The organism is Ilumatobacter fluminis, from assembly GCF_004364865.1.
GTDB classification, from domain to species: Bacteria; Actinomycetota; Acidimicrobiia; order Acidimicrobiales; family Ilumatobacteraceae; genus Ilumatobacter; species Ilumatobacter fluminis.
The window spans coordinates 1,704,183-1,721,459 of sequence record NZ_SOAU01000001.1; the positions used below are offsets into that span (position 1 = coordinate 1,704,183).

Annotated in this window: 14 protein-coding genes; 10 read left to right on the plus strand and 4 right to left on the minus strand. The window is 68.3% G+C overall.

From position 1 onward, the window contains the following. The first annotated feature begins 79 nt into the window (after positions 1 to 79). A complete protein-coding gene (locus BDK89_RS07690) occupies positions 80 to 1,303 on the plus strand; it encodes an NYN domain-containing protein (protein ID WP_133868384.1) in 1,224 nt (407 codons plus the stop codon). 164 nt (positions 1,304 to 1,467) lie between these two features. Here BDK89_RS07690 and BDK89_RS07695 read toward each other — a convergent pair whose 3' ends face one another. Together BDK89_RS07695 and BDK89_RS07700 are read right to left on the minus strand one after the other, a co-directional pair. After that, complete coding sequence (locus BDK89_RS07695) at positions 1,468 to 2,433, minus strand: hypothetical protein (RefSeq protein ID WP_133868385.1); 966 nt, start codon at positions 2,431 to 2,433, stop codon at positions 1,468 to 1,470. A 19-nt stretch (positions 2,434 to 2,452) separates the two neighbouring features. Then, on the minus strand, positions 2,453 to 2,746 hold the full coding sequence (locus BDK89_RS07700; RefSeq protein ID WP_133868386.1) for a hypothetical protein: 294 nt from the start codon (positions 2,744 to 2,746) through the stop codon (positions 2,453 to 2,455). Between the two features lie 122 nt (positions 2,747 to 2,868). Here BDK89_RS07700 and tig point away from each other — a divergent pair, with 122 nt between their 5' ends. The 5 genes from tig to BDK89_RS07725 all read left to right on the plus strand — a co-directional run bounded on the left by tig (position 2,869) and on the right by BDK89_RS07725 (position 11,783). Continuing rightward, positions 2,869 to 4,266: a trigger factor gene (tig, locus tag BDK89_RS07705; RefSeq protein ID WP_133868387.1), complete on the plus strand. Its 1,398-nt coding sequence runs from the start codon at positions 2,869 to 2,871 to the stop codon at positions 4,264 to 4,266. 2 nt (positions 4,267 to 4,268) lie between these two features. Next, positions 4,269 to 4,913, plus strand: coding sequence for an ATP-dependent Clp protease proteolytic subunit (locus BDK89_RS07710; protein WP_133868388.1), 645 nt, complete (start codon positions 4,269 to 4,271; stop codon positions 4,911 to 4,913). A gap of 105 nt (positions 4,914 to 5,018) precedes the next feature. Further along, the gene (clpX, locus tag BDK89_RS07715; RefSeq protein WP_133868389.1) at positions 5,019 to 6,299 is read left to right on the plus strand and encodes an ATP-dependent Clp protease ATP-binding subunit ClpX; all 1,281 of its coding nucleotides are present in this window, start codon (positions 5,019 to 5,021) and stop codon (positions 6,297 to 6,299) included. Between the two features lie 22 nt (positions 6,300 to 6,321). Then, complete coding sequence (locus BDK89_RS07720; RefSeq protein ID WP_133868390.1) at positions 6,322 to 7,611, plus strand: bifunctional folylpolyglutamate synthase/dihydrofolate synthase; 1,290 nt, start codon at positions 6,322 to 6,324, stop codon at positions 7,609 to 7,611. A gap of 95 nt (positions 7,612 to 7,706) precedes the next feature. After that, positions 7,707 to 11,783 carry a hypothetical protein gene (locus tag BDK89_RS07725; RefSeq protein ID WP_133868391.1) on the plus strand — a complete coding sequence of 1,359 codons (4,077 nt, stop codon included), beginning with the start codon at positions 7,707 to 7,709 and terminating at the stop codon, positions 11,781 to 11,783. Here the strand turns inward: BDK89_RS07725 and BDK89_RS07730 are convergent. After that, positions 11,772 to 13,382 (minus strand): amidohydrolase, encoded by a 1,611-nt coding sequence (locus BDK89_RS07730; protein ID WP_166657448.1) that lies wholly within the window; start codon positions 13,380 to 13,382, stop codon positions 11,772 to 11,774. The two genes, BDK89_RS07725 and BDK89_RS07730, sit on opposite strands and share 12 nt — an antisense overlap. A 38-nt stretch (positions 13,383 to 13,420) precedes the next feature. Further along, entirely contained in the window at positions 13,421 to 13,897 is a 477-nt protein-coding gene (locus BDK89_RS21730) for a hypothetical protein (protein WP_166657449.1), read from the minus strand. Between the two features lie 116 nt (positions 13,898 to 14,013). On the opposite strand from BDK89_RS21730, the gene ndk reads away from it, so the two are divergent. From ndk to BDK89_RS07750, 4 genes are all read left to right on the plus strand, one after another. Continuing rightward, the gene (gene ndk / locus BDK89_RS07735) at positions 14,014 to 14,424 is read left to right on the plus strand and encodes a nucleoside-diphosphate kinase (RefSeq protein WP_133868393.1); all 411 of its coding nucleotides are present in this window, start codon (positions 14,014 to 14,016) and stop codon (positions 14,422 to 14,424) included. A gap of 93 nt (positions 14,425 to 14,517) precedes the next feature. Next, on the plus strand, positions 14,518 to 15,552 hold the full coding sequence (locus BDK89_RS07740) for a rod shape-determining protein (RefSeq protein WP_133868394.1): 1,035 nt from the start codon (positions 14,518 to 14,520) through the stop codon (positions 15,550 to 15,552). A gap of 13 nt (positions 15,553 to 15,565) precedes the next feature. Then, on the plus strand, positions 15,566 to 16,690 hold the full coding sequence (gene mreC, locus BDK89_RS07745; protein ID WP_133868395.1) for a rod shape-determining protein MreC: 1,125 nt from the start codon (positions 15,566 to 15,568) through the stop codon (positions 16,688 to 16,690). Between the two features lies 1 nt (position 16,691). After that, complete coding sequence (locus BDK89_RS07750) at positions 16,692 to 17,222, plus strand: hypothetical protein (RefSeq protein WP_133868396.1); 531 nt, start codon at positions 16,692 to 16,694, stop codon at positions 17,220 to 17,222. Positions 17,223 to 17,277: the final 55 nt, after the last annotated feature.

Consider the following 17,277-nt stretch of genomic DNA (forward strand, 5'->3'; position numbering starts at 1 on the left):
AAGAACGCTTGTTCGATGCCGGCGCCAGCGGGCGTTTCCCGTCCCGGGCCGGTCGGGCGTGCAGCGGTACAGTGAACGGATGGAGCGCCCTGATGTCGAACCACGCCACCTGCGCTCCGCCATCGAGTACGCGGTGCTGATGGCGCAGGAAGGGCAGAAGTTCAAGCCCCCGCTCGCGTACCCGGCGCCGCTGAAGCGCTACTTCACCACCGATCGCATCCCCTCGTCCGTTCTCGCGACGCTCGCCCGTGCCATCGAGGGCGACGAGGCGTTCCGCAAGAAGATCGCACGGGGCGCCGTTCCAGAACTCGTCGACGAGCTCGGTCGTGCCTGGCTGAAACGGCCGTCCGGTTGGGTCGACGACGTCACCCGCCTCGCCGCCGAGGCCGACGCCGCTACCGAGGAGGCAACCGCGGCCAAGGCGCTGAAGCGAGCCGAGAAGCGCCGTGCAGCCGCCGAACAGGTCGCTGCTCGCAGTCGGGCCGAACTGGTCGCCCTCGAGGGGTCAGTCGCGGAGCGCGACGAGGTGATCGAGGGCTTGCGCTCCGACGTCGTCAAGCTGCGCGACGAGATCGACGAGATCCGTGCCGAGCTGATCGACACCCGCAACGAGGCGCGCCATGCCCGCGACCGGGAGGCGGCGGCGGTCGCGAAACTCGCCGACGCCGAGGCGGCGCGCAGCGCTGCGGTCGAGGCGAAGGGGTCGGCCGAGATCGTCCGTGACGAGGTGTTGGCCGACCGGGCGGCGCTCGCTGCCGAGCGGTCGGAACTCGCTCGCCTCGCTGCCCACGCCGAGTCGCTCGCGGCGCAGCTCGCTGCGCTCGCCGCGCCGCCGACTGCCGGCAAGCCGACAGCGGTCGCTCGCAAACCGCTGCCGATGCCGGGCGGTGTCATGGGTGATTCCGAGGCCGCCGCCGAGTACCTCCTCCGCTCCGGGGCCTCGGTGCTGATCGACGGGTACAACGTCGCCAAGCTGGCGTGGCCGAAGCTCGATCTCGAGGGGCAGCGTGTCGTGCTGCTCGACGCAGTGGAGAACCTGGCTCGTCGGTACGGCAGTGACATCACGGTCGTGTTCGACGGTGCCGACGTCGTGGGTGCGGTCGCCGATCAACGCCGGGTCGCACGAGTCGTGTACTCGCCGGCCGAGGTGATCGCCGACGACGTGATCCGTGACGAAGTGGGCCGGCTCCCGCCGACGCGCCAGGTGGTGGTGGTCACGAACGACCAGGAGATCATCCGCGACGTGCGCGCCAACGGCGCCAACACCATGTCGAGCGACCAGCTCCTCGCCCTCATCCGCTGAACCAGCACCCCGGCACCTGGCCCCGGCACCGGACCTCGGGTCCGGACGCCTGGTGGATTTAATCGCCTGGGTGTCCGACGGTGGACGCCTGGTGGATTTAATCGCCTGGGTGTCCGGGGTGTCGGTGTCCGGGGTGCGGGGTGCGAAGTCCGGGGTGTCGGGTGTCAGCGGCGGAGGAGGGCGGAGCGTTGGTGTTCGAGGCTGTCGACGTGGGCGCCGGCGGCCTCGGCGCTCGGGGTGACTTCGGCGATCAGTTCGTCGACGCTCGAGGCGGCACGGCGGAGCTCGGCCGACGACGAGGTGATGCGGTCGTGCACCATGAGGTCGCTGAAGGTGTTGTCGAACCACACGTCCCAGGTGCCGAGTGCGCTCGACGGCATGCGCACGTTCGGGTGGTGCAGGTCGCCGGGCCCGCCCAGGTCGGCCAGTTCCGACCGCAACGACAGCAGTGAGGCGTGTGCCTCGGCGATCGGCACGACCGCTCCGTCGAGGGCGTCGTACTTCGCCCGACCGGCGACGTCGCCGCCGAAGCGCCCCGGTCCGTGACGGAAGCCGCCGCTGCCCTCCGACGCGACATCGACGATCGACCATCCCGCGGCAGTGCCGAGCCGATCGGTGGCGGTGTCGAGCGCACCGACGGCTCGGAGCGCCGACGAGATCACCGCCCGCAGGTCGTCGCGAACCCGCCGGGCGGCCGCCAACTCGTCGTCGAGGGCGGCCAACCGGCGAGCACGGTCGTCGCCGCTCCCGGCGATCGCAGCAGCACGGGCCGTCGTCGCCGCGTCGAGCCGGTCGCGCGACTCGTCGAGGACGGCGGCGGTGTCGCGTGCCGAGGCGAACTCGCCCGACAACCGCTGCATCGCCCGTTCGTGCGCCGACAGTTCGGCGGTGAGTGCCGCCACCTCCGGCGACGGCGGTGCCGCAGGATCGGGGCGACGTCCGAAGATCCGGCCGATGAACGAACCGGTCGAGCGTGTGCTGCGGCGGCGGGCGTCGTCGAGGCGGCGACGGAGGTCCTGGCAGGTTTCCTGTTCGGCGGCCAGCTCGCCGTGGAGCACCGTCGCCCGGGACCGGGCTCGTTCGCACTCGGCGACGGCGGCTTCGGCGGCGAGGAACTCGTCGAGGTCCATGATCGCCGCCGGCCGGGGATCAGGCGCTGCGGGCGGCCTTCTTGGCGTTCTTCTCGAGGCGCTTCGCGGTGCGCCCGATCGGCTCGAGGTGGCGATGATCGAGATCGCCGAGCTCGCCGCCGTTGTCGAACAACACCCGGTACCGCATCCAGTTGAACCCGTTGGCGAGGATCACCTTGCCGGTGGTGCCGGCGGGGACGAGCGGTCGCTCGGCGGACGGCAGGTCGGACGTCGCACGCACCTTGTCGCCCAGCTTCAGGTCGAGCTGGCCGTCGTGAGGCTTGGCGAGGGAGTGTGGCTTCCAGAACTGCACGGCACCATTCTGCCGGATCGGAGCCCCACGATGCACTTCTCGGGCCGTGATCGGGCCGTTCCGGCGACACCTCGTGGCCGGGCGAGCCGGGGTGGGGTGGGCGCCGATAGGGTTTTCGACCTGTGAAATCTTCGGTTGAAACCCTCGAGGGGAACAAGGTCAAGGTCTACGTCGAGGTCGATGAGGCCGAATTCGACAAGGACATCGACGCGGCGTTCAAGACGATCGCCCACGAGGTGAAGCTGCCCGGCTTCCGGAACGGCAAGGTGCCGCGCCGAGTGCTCGAGGCTCGCATCGGCCTCGGTCCGGCCCGTGAGCAGGCCCTGCGCGACGCGATCCCGCAGTACCTCGGCAAGGCGGTTCGCGAGCACGATGTCGACCTGGTGGCGACCCCCGACGTCGCGATCACCGGCGGCCAGGAAGAGGGCGTCGTCGAGTTCGAGGCCGAGTGCGAGATCCGCCCGGTCATCGAAGTGCCCGGATACGCCGGACTGCGCATCGAGCTCGACTCGCCGCAGCCGAGCGACGACGACATCGAGTCGGCCAAGCAGGACGAGCTGAAGGCGCACGGCGCGCTCGCCGACGTCGACCGTCCCGCACAGTCGGGTGACTACCTCACCCTCGACCTCGCGGCGACCCGCGACGGCGAAGAGGTCATGGGCCTCAACACCGAAGACTGGTCGTACGAGCTCGGTCAGGGTTGGGTCGCCGACGACTTCGACAGCCATATCGAGGGCGCGTCGGTGGGCGACACGCTCACCTTCACGACCACGCCCAAGGGCACCGAGGAGTCGGCCGACTTCACCGTCACCGTCAAGGCGATCCAGGCGCTCGAACTCCCCGAGCCGACCGACGAGTGGGTGTCGGAGAACACCGGCGAGTTCGACACGGTCGAGGAGTGGGAGAACTCGATCCGCGAGCGACTCGTCGAGAGCCAGCTCGGCGCGGTGCGCGGCCAGGTCATGGGTCAGCTCACCGAAGCGCTCGTCAAGCTCGTCGACGTCGACGCACCCGAGTCGATGGTGCAGAGCGAGATGCAGAGCCAGCTGCAGAACATGTTCCGCCAGCTCCAGATGAACGGCATCGATCCCGAGGCGTGGCTGTCGGCCACCGGCCAGGGCATCGAGCAGATGCTCGAAGGCACCCGGCCCCAGGCCGAGCAGGCCGTCAAATCCGACCTCGCGCTCCGTGCGGTCGCCGTGGCCGAGAACCTCGACGCCACCGACGCCGACATCGAGATGGAATACGCCCGGATGGCGATGCAGTTCGGTCAGAAGGCGAAGGAGATCCGCCGGGCCTACGAGCAGAACGACGCCGTCCCCGAGCTGGTCGCCCAGATCCGCAAGTCGAAGGCGATGGACTGGCTGCTGCACCACGTCGAGATGGTCGACCACGAGGGCAACGAGATCGATCGTGATCTCGTGCTCGGCCATACTCATGACGAGGACGAAGACGATCACGACGATCACGACCACGATCACGCCGAGTCGGATCAGGTCGACGACACCGAAAGCGAGTGACCATGGAACTCCGCGACACGCTCACGGCCCAGAACTACCTGGTGCCGAACGTCGTCGAGACGACGAGCCGAGGCGAGCGGGCATACGACCTGTACAGCCGCCTGCTGAAGGACAACATCATCTTCCTGCAGACCCCGATCGACGACCAGATCGCTTCGCTGCTCTGCGCCCAGTTGGTCCATCTCGAGTCCGAGAACCCCGAGAAGGACATCAACATCTACATCAACAGCCCGGGTGGCGACATCACGGCGCTGTTCGCGATCTACGACACGATGCAGTTCATCCGGAACGACATCGCGACGATCTGCCTCGGCCAGGCCGCCTCGGCGGCTGCGGTGCTGCTGGCGGCCGGCACCAAGGGCAAGCGCCTGGCGCTGCCCCACAGCCGTGTCCTGCTGCACCAGCCGTACGGGCAGGTCGGCTACGGCCAGGTCACCGACCTCGAGTTGGCGGCCAACGAGATCCTGCGGATGCGCGAGCTGCTCGAGCAGATCCTCGCCGACCACACAGGACAGCCGATCGAGAAGATCCACACCGACACCGACCGTGACTTCGTGCTCGAGGCCGACGCGGCGCTCGAATATGGCATCATCGACTCGGTCATCACGTCGCGCGAAGCGGTCGACGTGAACTCGGCCATCCGTTGATTGCCGACACCGGCCGGTCCGGGTCGCTAAGGTCGACGGTTCAGACGTCGGTGCGAGGCGCCGACGGCTCCGTGAACGAAAACCAGTCGGAAAGGAGCGGCACGGATGGCGAAATTCGGTGACACCGGCGAGCTGCTCAAGTGCTCGTTCTGTGGCAAGTCGCAGAAGCAGGTCAAGAAGCTGATCGCCGGTCCCGGCGTCTACATCTGTGACGAATGCATCGATCTCTGCAACGAGATCATCGAAGAGGAGCTCACCGACACCGATGAGCTCTCGTTCGATCAGCTGCCCAATCCCCGCGAGATCCGGGCGTTCCTCGACGACTACGTGGTCGGTCAGGACGACGCCAAGAAGATCCTCGCCGTGTCGGTCTACAACCACTACCGACGCATCCAGTACCAGCAGCAGAGCGGCATCGGCCGTCGTGACGACGTCGAACTCCAGAAGTCGAACATCCTCATGCTCGGCCCGACCGGCTGCGGCAAGACGCACCTGGCCCAGACGCTGGCTCGCATGCTCAACGTCCCGTTCGCCGTCGCCGACGCAACGGCGCTCACCGAAGCCGGGTACGTCGGCGAAGACGTCGAGAACATCCTGCTCAAGCTGATCCAGGCCGCCGACTTCGACACCAAGCGTGCCGAGACCGGCATCGTCTACATCGACGAGATCGACAAGGTGGCGCGCAAGAGCGAGAACCCGTCGATCACCCGCGACGTGTCGGGCGAGGGAGTGCAGCAGGCGCTGCTGAAGATCCTCGAAGGCACCCAGGCGTCGGTGCCGCCCCAGGGTGGCCGCAAGCATCCGCACCAAGAGTTCATCACGATCGACACCACGAACGTGCTGTTCATCCTCGGTGGTGCGTTCGCCGGTCTCGAGCAGATCATCGAGCAGCGCATCGGCAAACAAGGCGTCGGCTTCAACGCCACCGTCAAGTCGAAGACCGACAGCGATCCGGGCGAACTGTTCGCCCAGGTCCTGCCCGAAGACCTCGTCAAGTTCGGCATGATCCCCGAGTTCATCGGTCGTCTGCCGATGGTCGGCGTCGTCCGGTCGCTCGACCGTGAGGCACTCATGCAGATCCTCACCGAACCGAAGAACGCCCTGGTCAAGCAGTACCAGAAGGTGTTCGGGTTCGAAGACGTCGAGCTCGAGTTCAGCGCCGACGGTCTCGAGGCCGTCGCCGATCTCGCGATCCTCCGGGGGACGGGTGCGCGTGGTCTCCGGGCGATCCTCGAAGAGGTGCTGCTCAACACGATGTACGAGTTGCCGGGCCGCGACGACGTCAGCAAGGTCGTCATCGACGCCGAGACCGTGCGCGACAAGACCAACCCGACGCTGGTGCCGCGCAAGAGCTCGTCGAGCCGCCCGCGCCGCGCCGCCAGCTGACACCACCCTCGGAGCGCCACCCATGGACTACGAGTCCGCTCTCGCGTACCTCGACGAACACGCGTCGTACGACAAGACCGGTCGGGTCGACAGCCCGTCGGTCGAACCGATCTCGCGCCTCGCCTCGGCGATGGGCGACCCCCACCTCGCTCAGCCGGTGATCCACGTCACCGGCACCAACGGCAAGGGATCGACGGTGCAGATCATCAGCCGCCTGCTGATGGCCCAGGGCCTCACGGTCGGCACCTACACCAGCCCCCACCTCGAACGGGTCAACGAGCGCATCAAGCGCAATGGCGAGTCGATCAGCGACGAGGAGTTCGGTGAAGTGATCGCCGGCATCGCCGACATGGAGGCGATCACCGGGGTGCGCCCGACGTACTTCGAGGCCGTCACCGCCGCCGCATTCCGCTGGTTCGCCGACGTCGCCGTCGACGTCGCCGTGATCGAGGTCGGGATGCTCGGCCGCTGGGACGCCACGAACATCGTCGACGCCCAGGTGGCGGTGGTCACGAACATCGCGCTCGACCACACCGAGTTCGCCGGACCGACCACCGTCGACATCGCTCGTGAGAAGGCGGGCATCATCAAGCCGGGGAGCGCAGCGATCATCGGCGAGACCGAGCCCGACCTGGTCCAGATCTTCCGCGACGAAGGCGGCGCCACGACGATGGTGCGTGGCGACGACTTCGAGACGGTCGACAACTCGCTCGCGATCGGCGGGCGAGCGCTCGACCTGCGGACGCCGACCACGATCTACTCCGACGTGTTCCTGCCGCTCCACGGCGCCCACCAGGGCGACAACGCCGCGGTGGCGCTGACGGCCGTCGAGACGTTCTTCGCGGCGCCGCTGGCCGAAGACGTGGTGCACGAAGGGTTCGCCAACGTCGAGATGCCCGGCCGTTTCGAGGTGCTCGGCGTGCAACCGCTGACGATCATCGATGGTGCCCACAACCCGCCCGGTGCCGACGTCTGCGCGAGCGTCTTCTTCGACGATTTCCAGCCCGAGGGGCGCCGTATCCTGATCGTCGGAACGCTGCGCGACCCCGGCGAGATGCTGGCGGCGCTCCGTGCCGACGAGTTCGACGTGGTGCACGCCTGCACCGCACCGTCGCCTCGCGGTGTGCCCGGCGCCGACATCGCCAAGGCGGCACGTTCGCTGGGGTGCGACGAGGTCTACGTCCACGACGACGTCGAGGCGGCGTGTAAAGCGGCGATGAAGTACGCCGACTCCGACGACGCGATCCTGGCCTGCGGCAGCATCTACGTCGCAGGCGCCGCTCGCGAGCCCCTTCGCCGGTTCGCCAACTGACGCTCCCTGCCGTCGTATCGGTCAGATGACCGATGCGCCGACCTGGTGCAGCGTGTTCGCATGGATGGGTCTGCCCACTCCGAGGAGCGAACACGATGGCCCACGCGCCGAACCACAACGAACCGGCCCGTCGGCGGTCGCTCATCGTCATCACGGCCTGTCTCGTGGCGTGCGCCGTCGGGGTGGCAGCGACGATGGTCATCGAGGCCGACGATCCGGCCTCGGCGGCCGACGACACGACCACCATTCTCCCGCTCTACAGCGGTGAGCAGATCGTGATCTCCGATGCCGGCGACATCGTGGCCGGCACCGACGCCGGCATCATCCAGTCGCAGTGCCTGGAGCTCGACATCCGCTTCTGCATCGGCACCGAGAATCAGGGGCCGCCGATCCAGGTGTCCGGGATCGACCGCTCACCCAACGCCGGGTGGGACGGTGCGATCGGCTGGCTCGTCGACGAGGCCGAGGACGTCCTCGCGCCCTTGTACGACGTCCCCGACGACGGTCGCATCGCGGCGTACGCCCAGGCCGACGTGCACGCGTACGTGCACGCCCGGCTCCGACAGATCATCGACAAGGCGGCGTGGGAGCAGCCGTTGACGGTCGACGAGCAACGAGCGCTCGCGTACCTGCAGGATTCGTTGATCGACGACGAGACTCGTCGGGCTCGAGCCGCGTGGAACGAGTACGTCCGCTTCGAGAACTCGCCGTGCACCTATCGACCGCCGGCGGCCCCCGCCTACGTCACCGAACCGATCGTCGTGCCGGAGTCGGTCCGGACCCAGTGCAACCGGGCCACAGCGTCGATGCTCGCGGAGCTGTTCACCCCGGTTCCGCCGATCCCACCGGTCGAGGCGTTCCGGGCGTGGGGGAGCTACGCGATCTCGGAGGAGCGGGCGCTGCCCGCCAACTCGGAACTCGAACTGATCGCCCGGATGGAGGCCGCGGCGGCGGCAGGGTTCGTCTTCGCCGGTCTTGCCGCAGTCGGTGTCGCAGCCGGAGCGGCCGCGCTGGTGGCTGCTTCATCGGCGACGGTTGCCACGACCGCCGTGCTCCTGATCGGGAGCAAGACGGCGCTGTGGGGTGCGTCGGGCATTGCCGCCGGCGCCCTGCTCGGCCCGATCGGGATCGCTGCTGCGGCGAGCGTGGTCGGTATCGTCATCTTCGCCCTGGTCGTCCTCGGGCTGCTGCTCGCACAGGCGATCGAGCGTGCGCAGGTCGGCAAGACGTTGTCGGCCGACAAGGAAGCGGCGAAAGATCGGCTCGACCCGCTCGGGATCGCCGACATTCGATCGACCTACGGCGACCGTGACTTCCTCGACTACGGGGACGACATCCCGTATCACCACGACGAGCAGTTCTCGGCGCTGCTCCTCGAGTTCGTCGTCGAGGGAGCGACGCTTCGCAACGACGGCTCGCTCACCGAGATCCCGTCCGGGTTGTGGGCGCCGAACGCGACGGGCACCGACGACCATCGCTTCCGACTCGTCTCCGGGCCCGACGCCGGGTCGATCGTCGACTCGATCCACATCGAGCAGGACGACGACGACTTCGACCTCCGGTTCGATCAGGGCTGGATGATCGTCAGCCCGGAGGGGTCGGCGACGGTGCCCTCGCTGTCGTTCCGCTACGACGACCCGTCGGGTCAGCGATGGAGCGTCATCCGCTCTCCCTCGAGCGATGACTACCCGAACGGTGGGTTCGTCCTGTCGCCGATCGACGACGACGGCATGACCGCCGATGGCGCGTTCAGCGAGACGCTGACCTTCTTCGACGGCGCCGACGAGATCACGGTGGCGCTGGCGCCGCCGGGCACCCTCGAACCGGGCGCCGTCTACCCGGCAGCGGTCGGCTCGCTCGTGACGGGAACATCCGTCGGGCTCCGGCCCAATCCGGTCGACGACGGCGGAGCGTTCGATCCCGAGGCGTTCACGACCGGCTATGACTTCGTATGGACGGTCGAGCGCTACGACGAGACGGCCGGGGCGTGGGTCGGCGTGCACGGCGACACGTCGTACTCGACCGCCTTCGTCCCGATGATCGTCGGCCGATACCGAGCGACGGTCACCATGCAGGAGGCGGTCGGATCGCCGGCGCCGGCGGTCACCGGCGAGGTCGCATTCGCGATCGCTGCGCCGACGATCGAGGTCGACTCGATCGTGCTGGTCGACAACGGGTTCGACACGGCCTACCTCGATGTCCGTCTGGGTGAGGCCGTGCCGAGCGATCAGTTCACCATCGACGTCGAATGGCCGGGGGGCTTCGATGGGGGGCCCGGGCCGGTCACCCAGGCGAGCGTGCCGTGTCAGGGAATCCCCGGGCCTCACCTCTGCAACGGAGCCGCCGACGGCGAGGTCGGCGGACCGCTGTCGCTCGCGATCACGCCGCTGACCGATCTGAGTCGGGACGTCACGGTCACGATCACCAACCAGGCGGGTGGCACCGTGACCCGAGCGGTCGCGTTCGAGAGTTCCGAACGGCCGACCCTGCGAGCCACGGACCCGGTCGACGACCTGGTCGAATTCACGAGCGGCGAGATTCACGTGCAGCGCGTCGTTGGCGTCGGTACACCGACGCAGATCGCGATCGTCGAGCCCGGGGACCTGATCGACGGACAACCGGTTGCTCTCGGCCTCTACGACACCGAGGCCGGCAACAGCGTCACGTCGTTCGATCCACTCGGTTTCCCGGGCCCCCGGGTCTCGCTCACCCAGGATGTCGACGACGAGTGGGTGCTCAGCGTCGGAGGGATCGCCGAGTTCGATCAGATCGGCACCGTCACCGTCCCGATCGTCGTGCAGCAGAACGACCCGTCGGGTCTCGGTCGAACGGTCCGGCTCCTGCAGCTCGACGTCGTCGCTGCACCCGACGACCAGTTCCGAGGTCTCGTCGAGCACGACCTCCCTGCGACAGGCGGCGAGACGGAGTCGGTGCCGCCGCTCACGCCGTTCCTGATCGGGGGAGCGGCCGGCGCAACGTTCACGGGCGACGTGTGCGTCAATCTGTATCGGACCGCACTCCCACCGGGACCCGAACGGTGCGGACCGTCCACGGACTTCTTTACCGCTGACGGCGACGGTCTGGTCTTCCCGGCGTGGGAGCTGGTGCCGGGCGGCGTACGCGCCGGCAGCAACCACCGAGCCGAGATCCGCCTGATCGACGACGGATCACGAGTCGCATCCGGGCTGTCGTACGACGTGCTGTTCCGGGTTCCGAACGAGCCGCCGACGGTCGACGTGTTGGCGTGGAACGACGCCGCGTCGGAGCTGACCTACGCCGCATCGCCGAGCGACGCCGGCATCGCCCTCACCGATGTCGTGTGCGAACTCGACGGCGCACCCTACGCCGAGTGTGCGACGCCCGGTGGCGACGTGTTCGATCTGTCGTCACTCGACAACGGCAGTCACTCGTTCGAGATCCGTGTCCACGACGACCGGAACAACTTCACGACCAGAGCGCTCTCGTTCGGCGTCACCAACGGTGTGCCGCCCTCGACGACCACCACGACGACCACCACGACGACGGACCCTGCGCCGACCACGACGACGGAACCCGAACCGTCGCCGACCTCGACCTCGACCACGACGTCGACGACATCGACGACATCGACGACGCCGTCGGACCCCACGACCACCACGAGCACGACACCGGGCGGCATCGCAACCAGCACGACCAGCACGACGATGATCGGCGGCAGCACCACGAGTGCGCCGACCGATTCGGTGCCCGGCTCCGCGCCGTTCCGGTTCGTCGGCAACGCAGTACCGGATGCCGTCGTCGACATCGTCGTGACGTCGCCGTCGATCGATCAGGGTCGTCGCTACCGGGGTGTCCTGCGGTCGACGCCCGTCGAGGTCGGGCCGGCGCTCGCGACGAGTGACGGCACCGTCACGTTCACCGATGTGACGCTGCCGTCCGACTGGTCCGACGGGCAGCACAGCTTCACCCTGATCGACGCATCCTCCGACGTCACCACCTCGGTCGTGGTGTTCGAGGTGTCATCGGGGTCGGTCGAGGTCGTCTCGGTGACCGACGGGCCGTCGGCGGAGCTGCCGAGCACCGGCGGCGACGCCGCACCGCTGAGGAATCTCGCGACCCTCCTGCTCGTGCTCGGCCTCGTGTTGTTCTCCGTGACGGCTCGCCGACGTGAACGAGGCGTGTCAGTCGACTGACGACACCAGTGCGCCGTCGACCCACGTCGACTCGACATGGATGCCGTCGATGTCGGAGGCGTCGACCCGCAGCGGTGAGCGGTCGACGATCGTGAAGTCGGCTCGCTTCCCGACTTCGATCGAGCCGACCTCGCGGTCGAGGCCGAGCTGCCAGGCGGCGTCGATCGTGACGGCACGCATCGCCTGCTCGGCCGTGATGGCCTCGTCGTCCGCGATCGTGGTTCCGAGGCGGGTCCGGCGGGTGACGGCGGTCGCTGCCAGGCGGAGCGGGCCGGGCGGGTACATCGGCGAGTCGGCGTGCAAGCTGACGCGATGCCCGGCATCGATCGCCGATCGGATCGGCATCAGACCGGCGGCGCGCTCGGGTCCGATCAGGTCGGCGGCGAGCTCCGGGCCGTAAAACCGGACGTGGTCGACGTGGAAGCTCGGCGACGCCCCGATCGCCGCCGCCCGGTGCAGGTCGTCGCGGCCGAACAATGCGCAGTGTTCGACTCTCCACCGGTGTGACCGGTCGTCGCCGACGACGCCCGCGTACAGGTCGACGATCTCGCGGCACGCACGGTCGCCCTGGGCGTGGGTCAGCACCTGCCAGCCCTCGGCGTGCAGTGTCGAGAGCATCTCGGCGACCTCGCCGGGCTCGAAGTTGGCCCGTCCGCGGGTGCCTCGTTCGATGCCGAGCGTGCAACAGCACAGGTCGGTCTCGAGGTAGGGCTCGTCGAGCAACATCGTGCCGGTGTAGGGCGAACCGTCGTACCAGAGCTTGGCACCGGCGATCCGGAACCGGCTCGAGTCGTCGGCGTCGTGGCGGGGGAGTGGGCCGGTCGCCAGCGCCGCCTCGTGGCGGAGGTACGAGACCACACGGACCGGTGAAGCTCCGGACGACGCGAGCCGACGGAGTGGCTCGTCGCCGCCGAACGATCCCGCCATCCCGAGCGTCGTGATGCCGACCGCGGCGTACCGGTCGAGTTGCTCGGCGATCATGCTGTCGACCGCCTCGGGCGTCGGGAGACCGTGGATGACGAACGGCAGCATCGCCGCCTGTTCCTCGACCCGGCCCGTGAGATGACCCGCTGCGTCGCGTCCGTAGTGGCCGCCCTGGCCCGGGTCGGGCGTGTCGTCGGTGAGGCCGGCTGCCTCGATCGCCCGGCTGTTGACGTAGAGCGTGTGCATCGACTGCACCATGACGGCGACCGGACGATCGGGCACCAGCGCGTCGAGGCGGTGGCGATCCCACGCTCCGACATCGCTCGTGAGGATCGGATCGAGCCCGAAGGCGAAGATCCACCGGTCGGCAGGGGTCGTCTCGTCCGCGCTCCGCAGCGCCGCCTCGACGCCGGAAATGTGGGAGTGGGTGAACCCCGACACGTCGACCCATGCGTACATCTGGGCCGCCAGGTCGGGGTGGGTGTGTGGTTCGATCAGCCCCGGGAGCAACGCCCGACCGGCGAGATCGACGACATCGACGGTGCGACGAGCACCGCGGGTGACGTCCTCCGTGCTTCCGAGCGCCGTGATTCGCCCGTTCTCGACGGCGACCGCTTCGACGGCCCCGCCGGTCACCGTCTCGATCACACCGTTCACGAACATCACGTCGCCCATCCGGCCGAGGTTGTCACACCGGGCGCGGTCGGGGCGGGCTACTCCATCAGGCCGATGATGCCGAGGATCGTGATCACGACGAGAGCCCACGCGACCGGCGCACCGAACACGACGGCGATCACGATGCGAGCGGGGAGCGGGCGAGGTTCGTCCTCGCCGACGAGCCCGTAGCGGATCGCGAAGCCGGGCCACGTCTGGGTGTCGTTGCGATCGGTCGACTCGGCCACGCTCGGACCGACGATGGTCCAGACCAGGGCGGCGATCGTCGGCACGAGCCAGATCTGCATCTGCACGAATCCCGACAAGCCGACCGCAGCGGCGAGCCACCAGAGTCCGGCCATGACGGCCAGCCCGACGACGACGATGATGCCGAACGTGATCGCGGCCCGACGATGACGCCGCTCGGCCGACACCCGGTAGCGCCACCGCGGCGGCGCGATCATCCGGTCGGGGACGTGTTGGTCGCGGGGGACCGGTTCGCGCATGCCGTCGCGTTCGCCCGGACCCTCCGCCATCCCACGACGGTACCAAGGGGCTGAATCGCACCTGAGGAACCGGACGCCGACGGCTCGACGATAACGGGGTTGTTGGCCGACCGGCGCGGCGTCCGAGCCGGATAACCTCGGGCCATATGTCAGATCGCACCCTGGTCCTGCTCAAGCCTGACGCGGTCGAGCGCAAGCTCGTCGGCGAGGTCGTCTCGCGTTTCGAGGCCAAGAACCTCGACATCGTCGCGATGGAGCTCCGTCAGCTCGACGCCGACACCCTGGCTCGTCACTACGAAGAGCACGTCGGCAAGGGCTTCTACGACGATCTGGTCGCCTTCATGTCACGCGGCCCGGTCGTCGCCATGGTCGTCGAGGGCCCCGAGGACACCTGGGAGGTCGTCCGGAAGATGATGGGCGCCACCAACCCGCGCACGGCCGAGCCCGGCACGATCCGCGGTGATCTCGGCATCCTGTTCACCGAGAACCTCGTCCACGGTTCCGACAGCCTCGCCAGCGCCGAGCGCGAAATCGGCATCTTCTTCCCGAACTTGTAACCTCGTGTGGTCGCGCGAGACTGAACTCGCGCCGTCACAACCAGGCCGTTCGGACGTCGGCGTCGCAGAGTTGAAGGAGAGGAGGTCGTCGAAATGGCACGTGGGAACCCGCTCGGGTTGGGTCGCGACCTCGCGATCGACCTCGGCACCGCCAACACATTGATCTACGCGCGCGGGCAGGGCATCGTCCTCGACGAGCCCTCCGTCGTCGCCATCAACGTCAACGACGGTCGACCCGTCGCGGTCGGCCTCGAGGCCAAGCGGATGATGGGCCGCACGCCCAACCACATCAAGGCCATCCGGCCGCTGAAGGACGGCGTGATCGCCGACTTCGAGGTGTGCGAGAAGATGCTGCGGTACTTCATCCAGAAGGTCCACGGCAGCAAGTGGTCGAAGCCGCGCATGGTGATCTGCGTGCCGTCGGGCATCACCGGTGTCGAGCAGCGCGCCGTCCAGGACGCCGCCGAGTACGCCGGTGCGCGCAAGCCGGTGCACATCATCGAGGAGCCGATGGCCGCTGCGATCGGCGCCGATCTGCCGGTGCACGAGCCGAGCGGCAACATGGTCGTCGACATCGGCGGCGGCACCACCGAGGTCGCCGTCATCTCCCTCGGCGGCATCGTCACGGCACAGTCGGTGCGCGTGGCGGGCGACGAACTCGATGACGCGATCACGCAGTACGTGAAGAAGGAATACTCCCTCGCGATCGGCGACCGTACCGCCGAGGAAATCAAGATCCAGATGGGTTCTGCGTGGCCCATGGAAGAAGAACTCACCGCCGACATCCGCGGCCGCGACCTCGTCTCGGGCCTGCCGCGCACGATCCAGCTCACCACCGAGCACGTGCGCGAAGCCCTTGCCGAGCCCGTCGGCGCGATCATCGACGCCGTGAAGACGACGCTCGACAAGACCCCGCCCGAGTTGGCAGCCGACATCATGGAAGACGGCATCATGCTCACCGGAGGCGGCGCACTGCTCGGCGGGCTGAACGAACGCCTGTCCCACGAGACCGGCATGCCGATCCGCTCCGCCGAGGAGCCGCTGTACAGCGTCGTGATCGGTTCCGGACGGGCGCTGGAGAACATCGACGCCATGCGGGGGCTGATGTCGCTCGGCGGCGACGACTGACCCGGACGGCCTCATGGCGATCTACACCGCGGGGCGGCGACGCACGATCCTCGTCCTGTTGCTGACCTCGGTCCTCCTCATCACGCTCGACCTGCGCGGCAACGCCGTGTTCAACGGCGTTCGATCCGGGTTCGAGTACGCGTTCCGTCCCTTCGAGATCGCCGGCGAGGTCGTGACCCGACCCGTCGAGCGAGTGTGGAAGGGCATCACCCAGGTCGACGAGCTCGAAGCCGAGGTCGAACGACTGCAGGAGACGGTCGACCGGCAGCGTCAGCTCGAGATCGCCGGCAACAACGCCCTGATCGAGAACCGCGAGCTGCGCGACCTCCTCGAGATCGAGTCCGTCGCCAACTTCGACCTCGTCCAGGCGTCGATCATCGGCTCGTCACCGAGCAACTTCGACCAGCGGGTCGAGATCAGCGCCGGCTCGACCGACGGCATCCGGATCGGCATGCCGGTCGTGAACAACGCCGGCCTCGTCGGGCGGATCACGCAGGTCAACCCGACGACCGCCGTCGTGATGCTCGCCACCGACCCGCAGTACCACGTGCCGGTCAAGGTCGTCGCCGAGGTCGCCGCCGACGACCCCGAGATCGCCGAACCCGTGACCACGACGCCGAGCGGCGTTCCGGTCGACGAGCTGACGGGGGAGAGCACGACGTCGACCACATCGACCACGACATCGACCACCACGACCACGACGACCACCACGACGCTGCCGGGCGACGAGGGCGAGACGGGCGAGACGGGCGACAGCGTCCCCGACGAACTCGCCGTGCCGACCGACACCACGACCACGACGAGCACGTCGACGACCACGACGACGACCCTGCCTCCGGTGATCATCACGCGCGAGACCGGCGTGCTCGACGGATACGGCGGCGATCGCCTGCCGCGTGTTCGATTCATCGCCGATTCGCCGCAGTTCGGTCGCATCAAGGAAGGCGACGCCGTCCTGACGTCGGGCGGCAGCGAGAGCCTCGCGCCGCCGAACATCCCGGTCGGCCGCGTCGCCAACGTGATCAACAACGCCGGAACGCAGGGCCTCGAACTCGAAGTCGAACTCAACGCCGACCTCGACCGCCTGAACTTCCTGACGGTCGTGCTCTACCTGCCGCCCCAGGGCTCGTCGCTCTGACATGTTGGCAGCGCTGCTCCACAGTCCGCTGCCGCGGCTGATCCCGATCGGGATGATCCTGCTCGCCTTGCAGAAGACACTGTTCGTCGAACTGCAACCCTTCGGCGTGATCCTGCAGCTCGTGCTCGCCTTCGCCGCATCGGCCGGCGCCGCGGGCGGCTCCGAGCGGGGCGCGCTGGCCGGGTTCGTGCTCGGCATCATGTTCGATCTCGCAATCGGCACGCCGCTCGGCTCGTCGTCGATCGCAATGGGGCTCGCCGCCTGGGTCGCCGGCATGGTGCACCTGATCCGGATCGACGCCACCTGGTGGATCTCGGCGATCTTCGTCGGAGTCGGCGCCGCGGTCGGCGAGACCTCGGTGCCGGTGATCCGGCGTTTCACCGGCGAGGAAGACGCCTTCGTCCCCGAGATGTGGACGATCGTGCCCGTGGTGGCCGTGTCGTCGGCGATCATGAGCATCGCGTTCGTGCCGTTGGCGCGATGGTCGCTCGGCCTCGCCAGGCCCGAGTGGAAGGTGCCCGTCGATGCCTGAGATCGCGATGAGTGTCACAACCGATCCGACGAGGGTCGCGACGACCGGTCCGTGG